This window comes from Xanthomonas sp. WHRI 6106, from assembly GCF_040202405.1.
GTDB classification, from domain to species: Bacteria; Pseudomonadota; Gammaproteobacteria; order Xanthomonadales; family Xanthomonadaceae; genus Xanthomonas; species Xanthomonas cannabis.
This window is the reverse complement of the sequence record NZ_JBEGFC010000014.1, coordinates 72,260-86,294: the sequence shown is the minus strand read 5'-3', so window position 1 is coordinate 86,294 and position 14,035 is coordinate 72,260. Positions and strand designations below refer to the sequence as shown.

The following is a 14,035-nucleotide window of genomic DNA, read 5'->3' as shown; positions in this document are numbered from 1 at the left end:
CCGAGCCTGTGAGGCAACCGCTGCAGCACCTCAATGGAACTCCAACCAGGCACAACGCCATGGCATACCTGATCACCCTGTTGCGTCGCGCACTCGCCACCGCTGCCATTCTCGTCGCCGCACCGGCATTGGCGCGCTGCGACACGCCCGGCACCTCGCTTAAGCTGGCGTATGCCGACGGCTTTCTGCTTGGCACTGCCGTCAATGCCGACATCGTGTCCGGCAAGGACGCCGCCTCCGCGGCGTTGGTGACATGTCATTTCAACGCGGTGACGCCGGAAAACGTGATGAAGGCCGAGGTCGTTGCGCCGCGTCGCGGCGAACTCGACTTCACCGCCGCCGATGCGTTTGTGGACTATGCGCAACGCAACGGGTTGTTCGTGGTCGGCCACACGCTGGTCTGGCACAACCAGACCCCGGCCTGGTTTTTTGTGGGGACGCGCGGCGCGGCAAACACCCCGGCCGCGCAGATCGAGCGCATGCGCGCACATATCGAGCAGGTGGCAGGCCGTTATGTCGGCAAGGTGCAGGCCTGGGATGTGGTCAACGAAATCATCGACGAAGACGGCAGCTATCGTTCGACCAACTGGGTGCAGCGCGTTGGCGACGGCGACACGGTGGTGCGCAATGCCTTCGCCTTCGCGCAGCGTTACGCACCGGATGCGGAGCTCTACTACAACGACTTCAATGCCTGGCGGCCGGCCAAGCGCGAGGGCATCGTGCGCATGGTCAAGATGCTGCAGCAGGCCGGCATCCGTATCGATGGCGTCGGCATGCAGGGGCATTGGGGGCTCAATTACCCGAGCCTGCGCGATATCGAGGACGCCATCGACGCCTACGCCGCGCTCGGCATCAAGGTCATGATCACCGAGCTCGACGTGGACGTGCTGCCGCTCACCCGCGAGGGCCAGGTCATCGGCACCGGGCTTGCGCACGCGCAGTTCCAGTTGCCGGAGTTCAAGCGCTTCCTTGACCCCTACCGCGATGGCCTGCCGCCGCAGGTGCAGGCGCAGTTGCGCGATCGTTACGCCGAACTGTTCGCGCTGTTCTGGCGCAAGCGCGACAAGCTCGCCCGTGTCAGCGTCTGGGGCGTGAGCGACGGCATGTCGTGGAAGAACGATTACCCCGTGCCTGGCCGCACCAATTACCCATTGCTGTTCGACCGCAACCACCAGCCCAAGCCGGCACTGGAGGCGGTGCTGGCAGTGCCGGCCTCCGCCGCTCCCTAGTCGCGTCTGCCAGCGTGCGCAGGGACCTTGCACGCGCTTGATGGCATGATGGACCCACCTGATTGTCCGGACCCTCCGATGCGCTTGCCGCCCTATCTGTTGTTGGCTGTTCCGTTGCTGGCGATCGTCGCCGCCTGCGCCAGGAAGGATCCGCCGCCGCCGCGCTTCCCGGCCATCGGACATGTGGACACCTTCGACCGCAGCTTCGCCGATGTGGTTGCCAGCGATGCGCGTATCGAAAAGCTCACCGAGGGGTTCACCTGGTCCGAAGGCCCGGCATGGGTGCGCGACGGAGGCTACCTGCTGTTTACCGACGTGCCGGAAAACAAGCTGTATCGCTGGTCCGAACAGGCCGGCCTGTCGGTGTTGCTGTCGCCGTCCGGCTATACCGGACCGGAGCAGGCCACACTGCGCGAGGCCGGTGCCAACGGGCTCTACGCCGAGCCGAGCGGCACCGTGCTGCTGGCCGATTCCGGCACCCGCATCGTGGCCCGGCTCGACCCGGTCACGCGCAAGAAGACGCCGCTGGCCACCCGCTTCGAGGGCAAGCGCTTCAACAGTCCCAACGATGTGGTGCGTCGCAGCGACGGGGTGGTGTTCTTCACCGATCCGCCGTATGGCCTGAAGGATCTAAACAACTCGCCGGTCAAGCAGCTGCGCTTCAACGGCGTCTACCGGCTGGACACCGACGGCAGCGTGCATCTGCTCGACGACAGCCTGAGCTTTCCCAACGGCATTGCGCTTTCACCCGATGAGCGCACCTTGTACGTGTCCAACTCGGACCCGGAGCGACCGATCTGGATGGCGTATGCACTCGACACCCAGGGCGCCGTCACCGGCAAGCGCGTGTTCGCCGATGCCTCGGATCTGGTGGCCAAGGACGCGCCCGGCCTGCCTGACGGCATGGCGGTCTCTGCCGACGGCCACCTGTTCGCCACCGGCCCGGGCGGGGTCATCGTATTCAACCCGGCCGGCCAGCGCCTGGGGCGCATCGAGACCGGCGAAGCCATCTCCAACTGCGCCTTCGGCAACGACGGCCACACGCTCTACATGACCTCGCATGCGATGTTGGCGCGCGTGCGCGTCAAGGCGTTGGGGCTGCAGTTTGTGCGTTAGGAACTTGCCCGACCAATTAGTCGGGATAAACCAAAGAAACGGATTGAATTATTGCAGCTATAGAAGCGGCTAACGCCGCCCGTTTGTTCCATTTTGTTTGTAGTTCTGCCGTTGCAATGACATCCCAGCAATGATCGCCGTTAAAGAAAATAACAGTGGCTTTGTCATCAGGATCATCAGGGTCATGGGAAACTTCGGCGGCGCTCGCTTTATACCAAAGTAGTGATGCGATAACCGCAGCGAACGCGGAGGCATAACTTAATAGTGTTTTAAGGCTCATGAATTCCAGAGTCGCTATCTGAGTCGACTACGTCTAGATCTCTGCTATTCGGTGTCCTTGTTGCTCAACACCAACACATCATCTAGCTCCGGTCCGCCGCCGCGGTTGGCGCTGCCGGCAGCCAGATACAGGCTGCCATCGATGGCTGCGGCCTGCGTGCCATGGCGCCCCTGCGGTAGCGCTGCCAGCGTTGTCCAGGCGGCGCGCTGCGGGTCGTAGGCTTCCACCTCGTCATGCGCCTTGACCTGCCGCAGGCTCTCGCCGCCGATGATCAGCAGCTTGCCGTTGCGCGCAATGGCACTGGCGCCCGCCCGCTGCGTCGGCAACGCGGCCGGCGCAACGGACCAGGTGCCGCGTTGAATGTCGTAGATGTCCACTTCCGCAATCGTCTGCGCGAGGGTATTGCCACTCTCGTGGGCCGACCTGCGTCCACCGGCGGCATACAGCTTTCCGTCGATCACGGCCGCATGGAAATGGTCGCGCGCACGCGGCGCGTCCGCCAGCTGAGTCCACTGCTGGGTTCTGGTATCGAAGGCATCCAGCCATGGCACGTACCCGCTCATGTGCCCGCGCGTGTTGCCGCCGACCAGGTACAGCACGCCGGCATGCTCGACCGCGCCTGCGGCGCCGCGACGCCGATGCTGCGGGATTTCCGGGCCTGTCTGCCACGTGTCGGCTTGCGGATCGTAGATCAGCAGGTGGGTCAGCGACGCTTCTTCCGGGTAATCGCCGGTGAAGCCGCCGACGAAATACAGCTTGCCTGCAGATACCACCGCCTGCGCGTGACTGACCATCAGCGGCGGTGCGCTGCCTTGCGACCAGCGACCTGTGCGGGTATCGAAGATCTCCAGCGGGCGCTGGTCACGTCCACCGATCAGATACAGCCGCTCACCAATGGCGACCAGGCTGTTCTCGTGGCGCGCATGCGGTTTGCCATGTGTGGCGACCGGGTGCCACTGCGACGTTGGTGCGGCGGTCTTGGCTGGCGTGACGTGTTCGGCCGTGATGCCGAGCACAGGCACGCAGCCAATGGTCGCGGCGAGCAGCCCCGCGCGGAGCGTGATGTTCAACAGTCGCATGAAGCGCTCTGCCAATGACCATGGCAGACCAGTGTAGCGACAGTGGCCGCACGATCCAGCTGCACAAGCAGCCTGATCCGGTAGCAGCGTGCGCATGGCGAGTTGCACGCATCGCGGCAGATGCGCCCAGTCTCCACGATGCCGGAGCCCAGCTGTTCCACTGCGTCCAGCAACATGGCTCGGTCCAGCGTTCCACCTGGAAGAGCGGCGATGCGCTGCGCCGCAAGCCGTTCGCCCGCATGCCGCATGCGGACCGGTGCCTGCGAGCTCTTCACGTGCAGCAGAACCGCGCTTGCGAACACTACGGCAAATCGACCCGGAGATGCGTGTGGCCATCACTCAAGCAAAGCAGGTTCTGCAAACCGCTCCACCCAAGGCGGTGGCCGCTGCCGCTGCGCGCGGCCTGCGCCTGCGCGAGCAGCATGGGCGCGGCGGCACCGCGATTGGCGTGGCGCGTGCGCGCGATCTCTCAGCGCAGAAGTCGCTGTCTGCACAGACCATTCGCCGCATGCATTCCTACTTCGCCCGACACAGCGTCGACAAGAACGGCAAAGGCTGGGCAGATGCCAAGGCGCCCTCGGCCGGCTATATCGCCTGGCTGCTGTGGGGCGGCGATGCAGGCCAGCGCTGGGCCGCACGTCTGCTCCAGCGTCTGGACGCAGGGGCGAGCAAGAAGGCCGGCGCCTCCACACGTGCAGGTGGTGCCTCGAAAACGGCTGCCAAGAAACAGACGTCGAAGACACGTGGCGCAACGTCGTCGGTGACGAAAAAGACGCCAGCGCGCAAAGCTGCCACAAAAAAGTCAGCAACGAAGAAGGCAGCAACGAAGAAGTCAGCAACGAAGAAGTCAGCAACGAAGAAGTCAGCAACCAAGAAGTCAGCAACGAAGAAGTCAGCAACCAAGAAGTCAGCAACCAAGAAGTCAGCAACCAAGAAGTCAGCAGCGAACAAGCTGGCCAGGAAGTCGGGCGCCAAGAAGGTTTCGGCAAGAAAGACGGCCGTCAAAAAGGTGGCGTCGCGGGGCGCGCCCGGCACCAAGCGTGCTTCAACGACCACGGCAAGGACAACGGCCAGGAAGACGTCGGCGCAACGCGGCACTGCCAGCAAGAGCGCGACGTCCGCAAAGGCCGTAAAAAAAGCCACCGCCAGGAAGTCTGCACCCTGGAAAACGCCCAACCCCAAGAGCGCATCGCGCTCCACATCGCTGTCTCCCGCACAAAAGTCCCAGGCCAGGAAGCGTGCCAAGGCGGCGGGCCGGCCCTATCCCAACCTGGTGGACAACATGGCGGTTGCCAGCAAGCGAACCACCAAGCGTGCGGGCACATCGGGCGCCGCGAAGAAGGCGGCGACAAAGAAATAACCGCAGGCGGCACACTCCGCCATCGGGTCATGCTGCGTCGGCGCTGGGAATGCTGACGCGGCGCGCCTGCATCGTGCACGGCGAAAGCATCTTGCAGACGGAGCAAGCCTTGGTCCGGCATGCGGCCAGGGCCTCGGCGCAGTGCTGCAGGGCTGTGGTGCGCGCCATCGCTGCGTCGACCGTCCCGTGCAGGCCAGGCACGCATGCTGGCAGGCCCGCTAATACGAGGTGCGTTGCCGCTTGCGATCGCCGCGGCATCGATCCGAACAATATTTCACCTCATCCCAGACCTTCTCCCACTTCTTGCGCCAACAGAACGGCCGTCCGCATTGCACGCAGACCTTTTCCGGCAGGTTCTGCTTCTTGGGAGTTGCCATGTCGAGGCCGGATTCTGGGGGCTGGATGGTTGGGGCTCAAGCATGTCATGGCGACGCGCCCGGTCGAAGCCCCTGCCATTCCAATCTGCCGCTGATGCCGTCGGAAGCAGCGGCGCACCGCGCAAAAGTCTGCAGCGAGTGTCTATAGTGGACACCCGTGGCTGTTGCGGACGCCGTCTGAAGTGACAGACGCGCGAGCGCACACAGGCCAGACTCAAACAAGGATGCTTGTGAAGCGTTTTCTGCTCGCGTCGTCGGCCCTGCTATACGTTGTTGCGCTTTGCCTTCCTGCATTGCATGGCGGCGATGAACACCTGGGGGGCTTTGTCATCCTGCTGCTCGGCTGGATGCAGGTGGTCGACGGCCAGTGCATCGCCTGGATGAGTAACCCGCTGTATTGGCTGGCGTGGCTCTGCTATGGCCTCAAGGTGGACAAGATGGCGGCGGCCCTGTTGGTGGCGGCCTGCCTGATCGGACTGGATACCTTTCGCGCAACCCGGTTCGACAAGAACGAGGCGGGCCATCAGGTCATGATCGACCACGTGGGCGCCGCGTTCTATGTCTGGGAGTTGAGCTTTGTGGTCCTGCTCGTCGTGGTGTTGATCCGTCTGTTCAACAAACCCTCCGCGCTGCATGGCGGCGGCGCAGCGTGATCGGGCACAAGCCGTTGCCCGGGCTGCTGAGGTCTGCGATGCACGCGGATCCAAGCGGCTCGTGTGTCCAGGGAGTACCGTAGCGGCGTGTGCCCCGATCCCGCTGCCGACGAGTCGATGATGAACGCCCAGGCCAACGCCGCCGACCAGACCATTCCGATCCTGCCCAGCCGCGCGATTGCGCAGACCCTGGCCTTCTATCGCCGACTGGGCTTTGAAGGCGATGCGCATCCGCATGATGCGGGCTATGCGATCTTGCGACGTGGCGCGGTGGAGCTGCATTTCTTTGCGCACCCGGATCTCGACCCGGCCGCGTGCTATGCGGGCTGTTACCTGCGGGTGGGCAACGTGGATGACGTCTACGCCGCACTGCAGGCGGCAGGGCTCCCGGCGCAAGGCATCCCGCGCATCGACCCGCTTGCCGACAAGCCCTGGGGCATGCGCGAATTTGCGATCGTGGACGAGAGCGGCAACCTGCTGCGGATCGGCCAGGTCATTGCCCGTCGCTGACACGCGCCGCAATCGCAGGGCTGTGTGAGCCAGGTCTGCGGCAGCACGCATGTCGAGCGCGCAGCGGCACGCAGGAACCATCGGGCGCCTCTACACGTGGTCGAGAGGCGCACCGATGGCAGGTGGGCCGCTCCTGCGCGGCGCGGCATGTGCGGTGCGCAGCACACACATCAGCCACCGTTGCCAGGATGCAACGTCGCTCAACCGGCCTCCAGCGAGGCAAGCACGGTCGCCACTTGGCCCGGTGTGGCATCACCCAAGGCGAGATAGGCTTTCCCCAGCGCATCGGCGAAGCGCGAATCTGCAGCCAGCGTGCCAAATACCGCATCCAGCGTGAGAAAACGCGCGACATCAGCGGCGGCATCGCCAGTGGCTGCGCGTCCAAGCGCGCCCAGGGCATCGTTCAAGGGGTCGACTAGCGCCACGCCAATGCATGCCTGCCCGCGCACGAAATGCAACCAGGCGGCGACCGGAAGGCATACACGGTCGATCGGGCGCCCGGCGGCCAGCGCGTCGCCGATCGTGCCCAGCAGCCGCACCGGAATCTTCTGCGAGCCGTCCCAGGCGATCTGGGCGAGCAGGTGGCGGATGGCGGGGTTGCGGAAGCGGGCCAGGATGGCGTCGACGTACTGCTGCGCATCGAAGCCTTGCATCGGTTGTAGCGTGGGGGCGATGTCTTCGCGCATCAGGGCTTCGACAAATGTAGCCAGTTGCCGGTGGCGCATGGCGTCGGCGACGGTTTCCAATTCAAGCAGGCTGCCGAGGTAGGCGAGTGCGGAGTGCGGGCCGTTGAGCAGGCGCAGCTTTGCGCGCGCGTAGCCGGCGATGTCCTCGCTCAGGGTGACGCCTGCGCGTTCTAATGCAGGGCGGCCGCTGCAGAAACGATCTTCGATCACCCATTGGCTATAACGCTCGCGCTGGATCGGCCAGGCGTCGTGCACACCCAGGTGGTCTTGCACGTGCGCGCGCAGCGCATCATCGGTGGCGGGCGTGATGCTGTCCACCATCGAGCGCGGGAAGGTTGCGTGTTGCGCGATCCACGCCGCAAGCGCGCGGTCATGCTGTTCCGCAAGTCGCACCACGGCGCGCTGCAGCAGCACGCCGTTATCGGCCAGGTTATCGCAGCTGAGCACGGTGAATGGCGCAGTGCCGTCGTGCATGCGTTGCCGCAGCCCCGCGACGAGATAGCCGATGGCGCTGCGTGGCGCTGCGGGGTGGGCGATATCGTGGACGATGTCGGGATGGGTCAGGTCGAGCGTGTCGCCGGCCAGGCAATAACCCTTCTCGGTGACGGTGAGCGTGACCAGGCGGACGGCAGGGTCGGCCAGGCGTGCGAGCACGGCAGATTGTTCGTCGGCGGCGCAGAGGACTTCGCGGATGGCGCCGATGACGCGTCGTTGCGGGTGTTCGTCGAGCAAGGCCAGGGTGTAGAGCCCATCTTGTGGACGCAGCGCATCGCGCACGTGCGGGCTATGCAAGGAGACGGCGCAGATGGCCCAGGTGGGGTCTTCGGCGAGTAGGTCGTCGATATAGACGGCCTGGTGCGCGCGATGGAAGGCGCCTGCGCCCAGATGCACGATGCCGACGGTGGTTTTTTTTAGGTCGTAGCTTGGGGTGAGAACGGGGGTGGGTAGGTGAGCGAGCGCTGCGATGGAGAGCGTGGGGATTGGCATGGGGTTTCTTTTAATCGTGGGGTGCTGCAAGTTCGCCTAGTGGCCGTAACCTCAGCCCAACCCCTCTCCCGGAGGGAAAGGGGCTTTGCACGGCGGCTTCTGGGGGCGCCATTACTTGTCGGTGACGGTGAAGCGTTGCTTGCTGCGGATGTCGCTGCTGGAGGCGCCGATCTGCACCTCGTAGGCGCCCGGATCCACGGCGTACGCCTTGCGCTGGTCGTCATAGATGCGCAGCGCGTCCCGCGCCTTGATGGTGAAGCGCACCTCGCGTTGTTCGCCCGGCTGCAGGCTGATGCGTTGGAAACCCCGGAGTTCCTTGATGGCGCGTTCGCGTTGTGGCTTCAACGGCTGCAGATACAGCTGCACCACTTCGTCGCCTGTGCGTTGGCCGGTGTTCTTCAATGTGACCGTTGCCGTGAGCGTGCCGTCGGCGGCCACGGTTTTGCGATCAAGCTGCACGGTGGAATAAGCGAACTGCGTATACGACAAGCCATGCCCAAATGGATACAGCGGCTTGCCGGCGAAGTAACGATAGGTGCGCCCGCGCATGGCGTAGTCGTCGAAGGCCGGCAGGCGCTCGTCTTCCTTGTAGAAGGTGATCGGCAGGCGGCCACCGGGGCTGGCCTGGCCGAACAGCACATCGCCCACCGCACTGCCGCCGCGCTGGCCGGGGTACCAGGCCAGCAGGATGGCGGGCACGTGTTGCTGGGCCCAGTCGATGGCCAGCGCCGAGCCGGTGGTCAGCACCACCACCACCGGCGTGCCGGTGGCCTGCAGCGCCTGCAGCAGCTCGCGCTGCGGCTTGGGCAAGCGCGTGTCGGTGCGGTCGCCACCGGCAAAGCCGGGATAATTGACGTCCATTTCTTCGCCCTCGACATCGCCGGTGAGGCCGCCGACAAACACCACTACTTCGGCATTGCGTGCGGCGTCCACCGCTTCCTGCAGCGGCGGTTTGGCGCCGGGCATGCGCCAGGCCAGGCGCACCCCGGCATCGCGGGTGGCTTCGTAATACTCCACGCGTAGGTCGTAGGCCTTGCCGCCTTCCAGCGCCACGCTGGCAGTGCCGCCGCGCATGCGCGGTGCATCGCTCCATTGATCGATGAGCAACTTGCCGTCCAGGTACAGGCGCACGCCATCGTCGGCGGCAATCTGCAGGTCGTACGTGCCCGAGACCGGCGGCAGCAACTGGCCATGCCAACGCACGCTGAAATCGTCCTTGCCGAGCGCACGGTCGGGCTGCAGTTCGCCACGGCCCACTGCATCGTCCGTGGGCGCGTTGCGGTCCCAGCGGAAGGCGATGCGCGGGTCGATGCGGGTCAGCACCGGCTGGCCGGCAAGCGTGCGGCCATTGAAATAGTCGCCGGTCAGGCCGTTTTGCGTGGCGCCGGCCGCCGGGCGCAAATAGCGCGATTCGATCGGTGCGGCAGCGTTGGGGTCTTCGCGTCCTTCCACCAGGTCGCTGCCGCGCGCATAGACCACATCGGCTTGCGGTGCGGCATCGCGGATGCCTTGCAGGATGGTGACCGGTGCGGCGGGCGTGCCGTAGTAGTTACCCAGCAGCGACATCGGGTCGTCGGCGGTGGGGCCGACCACGGCAATGCGCTTGAGCGTGGGCTTGAGCGGCAACACGCCGTCGTTTTTCAGCAACACCAGCGATTCGCGTGCGGTGCGGCGCGCCAGCGCATCGTGCTGCGGCGATTGATTCATCGAGGCGGGAATCTGCGCCCACGGCACGCTGGCCGGTGGGTCGAACATGCCCAAGCGCATGCGCGTGGTCATCAGGCGCTTGAGCGAGGTATCGATGCTGGCCTCGTCGATCAAGCCGGCACGCACCGCCGCCGGCAACGCGGCGTAGGTGTCGCCGCAATCCAGGTCGGTGCCGTGCTTGACGCCGAGTGCGGCCGCCGCTTCGGGCGTGGGCACGATCTTGTGGTTCTGCCAGATGTCGCGGATGGCGGCGCAATCGCTGACGATGTACCCGTCGAAACCCCAATCGCGGCGCAGGATGCCTTCCAGCCGCGTGCTGGCCGAGGCGGATTCGCCATTGACGCGGTTGTAGGCGCCCATCACCGCAGCGACCTTGCCTTCCTGCACCAAGGCCTGAAACGCCGGCAGATAGGTCTCGTAGAGATCGCGCTCGCTGGGGTTTACATCGAAATGATGGCGATCGGCCTCCGGGCCGCTGTGTACGGCGAAGTGCTTGGCGGTGGCATCGAGCTTGCGGTACGGCCCCTGCTGTGCCTGCAGGCCCTGCACGAAGGTCACGCCCATGCGCGCGGTCAGGAATGGGTCTTCGCCGTAGGTTTCCTGCCCGCGGCCCCAGCGCGGGTCGCGGAAGATGTTGATGTTCGGCGACCAGAACGTGAGCCCCTGATAGCGCTTGTGTTCGCCACGCGCCAGGAATGCGTGATGCTTGGCGCGCGCTTCGTCGCCGATGGCGGTAGCCACCTCGGCCATCAGCGGCGTGTCGAAGGTGGCCGCCAACCCGATCGCCTGCGGAAACACCGTGGCACCGCCGGCGCGCGCCACGCCATGCAGCGCCTCGTTCCACCAATCGTAGGCCGGCACCTGCAGGCGCGCGATGGCGGGCGCAGCGTTCTGCATCTGCGCGGCTTTTTCTTCCAGCGTCATGCGCGCCACCAGATCGGCGGCGCGCGCGTCGAAGCTGCGTTGCGTGTCCAGATACGGCGGTGGTGTGGCGGCCTGGGCAGCACCTGCGGCGCACCCCAGTACGAGCAGGACGCCGTGCGCGAGCAAGCGGAAACGGGCGGGCGGGTAGGAGGGCATGGTCAGTCCTGTTGGCGGTCGGGGTGCGATTGGGCGAACGGCCCGATCATGCTGCCGACGAAGCCGCCGGCCTGTTCGGTACTGAGAAAGCCGGCATCGTCGTTGCGGCGGAGCGATTGCCAGCCGCGGCCATCGGCATCGAAGGCGAAGCTGTACGCGCCGCCATCGCCGCTGATCTGCAGGCGCAGCTGTGCGGTTGCCGGAATGCGGGTCTGCGCAAGCGCGGTGGTGGTGGCGCCATCGCGCTTGTGCAGGAACACCTGCAGCGCATCGCCATCGCGACGGACGCCGAGTGCATACCACGCGTTGGAACTCTGAAACGCGGCCAGCCCCGCACTGACGCCTGCCCGCACGGGCACATCCAGCGCGGTGCTTGCCGTAAAGCGTGTGTGTTGCTGGCGGCGTGCGAGAAAGGCCGGTGTGCCGGCGCTGTCCAGCCCCTGCGTGCCGGCATGCAGCGTCAGCCAGCCTGCACGCGTGCGCAGATCGGCCACCTCGCCCTTGGGCACGCGCATGCTCAGCCACTCGCGCTGCAGCGTGGCGTGGTCGAAGTCGTCATGCCAGGTGAAGTTGCCCGCCAACGGCGCCTGCGTGGCACGTGCCGTCTTCGCGCCGGTGGGCGCCTTGGCGATGTAGGGAATCGGCTGACCCGCCTGCAAGATCGATGGCCAGCCATCGCGCCACTGCACCGGCAGCAAGAACGTTTCGCGCCCGGTGTTGTAGCGGTCGCCGCTATACGGGCGGCTTGCGAGAAACACCGCCCACCACTGCCCATCGGGCGTGTCTACCAGGTCCACGTGGCCGGCATTGCTGATCGGGTGCGCGCGCGCGGCCGGCAGATCGCGTTGGGTCAGGATGGGGTTGTTCGGTGCGGGCGCATACGGCCCCCACACGTTGCGGCTACGCAAGACCACCTGCGAATGCTGCGGCCCGGTGCCGCCTTCGGCGCAGGAGAGGTAGTACCACCCGTCGCGTTGATACAGGTGCGGGCCTTCGATCCAGATCGGCTTGCTGGCCAGATCCACGCCGCCATTGAGCAACACCTTGCGCGGGCCAACCGGTTGCTTGGTGGCGAGGTCGAAACGCTGCATCCAGATCGCGCGATGGCCCTCGTATAACGGCGTGCCCTGCGGTGGGCCATTGTTGAGCAGGTAGGCGCTGCCATCGGTGTCGAAGAACAATGAGGGGTCGATGCCGTCGATACCCGGCAGCCAGGTCAGCGCCGACCACGGGCCCGCAGGGTCGCTGGCACTGGCGATGAAGTTGCCCCCGCTATCGACCGACGTACCCACCACGTAAAAGCGCCCGGCGTGGTGGCGGATGCTGGCGGCGAACATGCCGCGCGACACGCCCAACCCGTCGTAATCCAGTTGCTCGCGGCGCTCGACCACATTGCCGATCTGCGTCCAGTGCACCAGATCGCGGCTCTCGAACACCGGAATCGCCGGGAAGTACGCAAACGTGGAATTGACCAGGTAATAGCGCTCGCCCACGCGGGTGATGCTGGGGTCCGGATAGAAGCCGGCCAGGATCGGGTTGCGGTAGTGGCCGGCCGGCAGCGGAGTTGCGAACACCGCATCGTCGCCACGGTAGTCGAACCAATCAAAGGCGACATCCACGCCGGTGGGTGCCGCTGCCGTTGCCGTTGCCTGCACCGCAGCAGGCGCCGGCGCAGCCATCAGCAGGACCAGTGCTGCCGGCAGCAGGCGCATCACCAGTCCCACATCGCGCCGTCTTCCAGGCGTGCGATGGGTAACTGCTTGGGCACGTACGGATACTTTGCGGCCAAGTCTTCATCGATGTCCACGCCATGCCCGGGGGTTTCGCCGCAGTGCAGGCGGCCGTCGCGGAAGGTGTAGTCATGCGGGAATACCGCGTTGGCTTCGTCGGAGTGGAACATGTATTCCTGGATGCCGAAGTTGGGCACCCAGGTGTCGAAGTGCAATGCTGCGCCCATGCACACCGGCGACAGATCGGTGGCGCCGTGGAAGCCGGTGCGCACCTGGTGCAGCGCGGCGAAGTCCGCCAGCCGGCGCACGTGGGTGATACCACCGGCATGCACAATGGTGGTGCGGATGTAGTCGATCAGCTGCTGCTCGATCAGGTGCTTGCAGTCCCAGATCGAGTTGAACACCTCGCCCACTGCCAGCGGTGTCACGGTGTGCTGGCGAATGATCTCGAACGCCCGCTGGTTTTCCGCCGGGGTGGCGTCTTCCAGCCAGAACAGCCGGTACGGCTCCAGGTCGCGGCCCAGGCGCGCGGCTTCGATCGGGGTGAGCCGGTGGTGCGCATCGTGCAGCAGCTCGATCTCATCGCCATGGTCGCTGCGCAATTGCTCGAACAACTTGGGCACCACACCGAGATAGCGCGGCGTGGACCACACGGTTTCGGTAGGTAGCTCGCTTTCGGCCGGCTCGTAAGGCTTGCCGCCGACTGAAATACCGTAGGTCTTCTTGATGCCCGGCACGCCGCATTGCGCGCGGATGGCGATAAAGCCCATCTCGCGGAAGCGGCCCACTTCATCGCTGGTTTCGGCGATATCGCGGCCGTTGGCGTGGCCGTACACCAGCGCGCCTTCGCGCGAGCGCCCGCCGAGCAGTTGATACAACGGCATGCCGGCCATCTTGCCCAGGATGTCCCACAACGCGACATCGACTGCGGCAATCGCGCTCATGGTCACCGGGCCACGCCGCCAATACGCGCCGCGGTAGAAGAACTGCCAGATGTCCTCGATGCGCCCGGCATCGCGGCCGATCAGGTTGGGTACCAGGTGTTCCTGCAGGTATGCCGCCACCGCCAGCTCACGGCCGTTGAGCGTGGCATCGCCCAGCCCGGTGATGCCCGAGCGGGTGCGGATCTTCAAGGTGACGAAATTGCGCCCGGGGCAGGTGACGATGACGCGCGCCTCGACGATCTCGCGATCGCGGGCAGAACCTTGCAGCGGTGCAGGGGAGTCGGGAGTCTGTGACAT

Annotated in this window: 12 protein-coding genes; 5 read left to right on the top strand and 7 right to left on the bottom strand. The window is 65.5% G+C overall.

The window, feature by feature from the left end:
• Nucleotides 1-59 precede the first annotated feature (59 nt).
• Both ABQZ09_RS18105 and ABQZ09_RS18100 read left to right on the top strand, forming a co-directional pair.
• Complete coding sequence (locus ABQZ09_RS18105) at nt 60-1,229, top strand: endo-1,4-beta-xylanase (protein ID WP_349777554.1); 1,170 nt, start codon at nt 60-62, stop codon at nt 1,227-1,229.
• Nucleotides 1,230-1,307: 78 nt separating this feature from the next.
• Complete coding sequence (locus ABQZ09_RS18100) at nt 1,308-2,345, top strand: SMP-30/gluconolactonase/LRE family protein (RefSeq protein WP_228315023.1); 1,038 nt, start codon at nt 1,308-1,310, stop codon at nt 2,343-2,345.
• Nucleotides 2,346-2,361: 16 nt separating this feature from the next.
• Here the strand turns inward: ABQZ09_RS18100 and ABQZ09_RS18095 are convergent, their stop codons facing one another.
• On the bottom strand, nt 2,362-2,625 hold the full coding sequence (locus ABQZ09_RS18095) for a hypothetical protein (protein ID WP_184558131.1): 264 nt from the start codon (nt 2,623-2,625) through the stop codon (nt 2,362-2,364).
• Nucleotides 2,626-2,669: 44 nt separating this feature from the next.
• Nucleotides 2,670-3,704, bottom strand: coding sequence for a Kelch repeat-containing protein (locus ABQZ09_RS18090; RefSeq protein ID WP_349777553.1), 1,035 nt, complete (start codon nt 3,702-3,704; stop codon nt 2,670-2,672).
• A 328-nt stretch (nt 3,705-4,032) separates the two neighbouring features.
• Between ABQZ09_RS18090 and ABQZ09_RS19930 the strand changes: the two genes are divergently transcribed.
• On the top strand, nt 4,033-5,064 hold the full coding sequence (locus ABQZ09_RS19930) for a DNA-binding protein (RefSeq protein ID WP_503019422.1): 1,032 nt from the start codon (nt 4,033-4,035) through the stop codon (nt 5,062-5,064).
• Nucleotides 5,065-5,282: 218 nt separating this feature from the next.
• On the opposite strand, the gene ABQZ09_RS18080 is transcribed toward ABQZ09_RS19930, so the two are convergent.
• Nucleotides 5,283-5,441 carry a DUF2256 domain-containing protein gene (locus tag ABQZ09_RS18080; protein WP_081419226.1) on the bottom strand — a complete coding sequence of 53 codons (159 nt, stop codon included), beginning with the start codon at nt 5,439-5,441 and terminating at the stop codon, nt 5,283-5,285.
• A gap of 230 nt (nt 5,442-5,671) precedes the next feature.
• Here ABQZ09_RS18080 and ABQZ09_RS18075 point away from each other — a divergent pair, with 230 nt between their 5' ends.
• Together ABQZ09_RS18075 and ABQZ09_RS18070 are read left to right on the top strand one after the other, a co-directional pair.
• A complete protein-coding gene (locus tag ABQZ09_RS18075) occupies nt 5,672-6,094 on the top strand; it encodes a hypothetical protein (protein WP_349777552.1) in 423 nt (140 codons plus the stop codon).
• 120 nt (nt 6,095-6,214) lie between these two features.
• Nucleotides 6,215-6,604: a bleomycin resistance protein gene (locus ABQZ09_RS18070; protein WP_349777551.1), complete on the top strand. Its 390-nt coding sequence runs from the start codon at nt 6,215-6,217 to the stop codon at nt 6,602-6,604.
• Between the two features lie 200 nt (nt 6,605-6,804).
• On the opposite strand, the gene ABQZ09_RS18065 is transcribed toward ABQZ09_RS18070, so the two are convergent.
• From ABQZ09_RS18065 to manD, 4 genes are all read right to left on the bottom strand, one after another.
• Entirely contained in the window at nt 6,805-8,277 is a 1,473-nt protein-coding gene (locus ABQZ09_RS18065) for a mannitol dehydrogenase family protein (protein ID WP_349777550.1), read from the bottom strand.
• Nucleotides 8,278-8,388: 111 nt separating this feature from the next.
• Nucleotides 8,389-11,064 carry a glycoside hydrolase family 3 protein gene (locus ABQZ09_RS18060; RefSeq protein WP_349777549.1) on the bottom strand — a complete coding sequence of 892 codons (2,676 nt, stop codon included), beginning with the start codon at nt 11,062-11,064 and terminating at the stop codon, nt 8,389-8,391.
• Nucleotides 11,065-11,066: 2 nt separating this feature from the next.
• Nucleotides 11,067-12,776 (bottom strand): glycoside hydrolase family 43 protein, encoded by a 1,710-nt coding sequence (locus ABQZ09_RS18055; protein ID WP_349777548.1) that lies wholly within the window; start codon nt 12,774-12,776, stop codon nt 11,067-11,069.
• The gene (manD, locus tag ABQZ09_RS18050) at nt 12,776-14,035 is read right to left on the bottom strand and encodes a D-mannonate dehydratase ManD (protein WP_166744513.1); all 1,260 of its coding nucleotides are present in this window, start codon (nt 14,033-14,035) and stop codon (nt 12,776-12,778) included. Before manD ends, ABQZ09_RS18055 begins: the two co-directional genes overlap by 1 nt.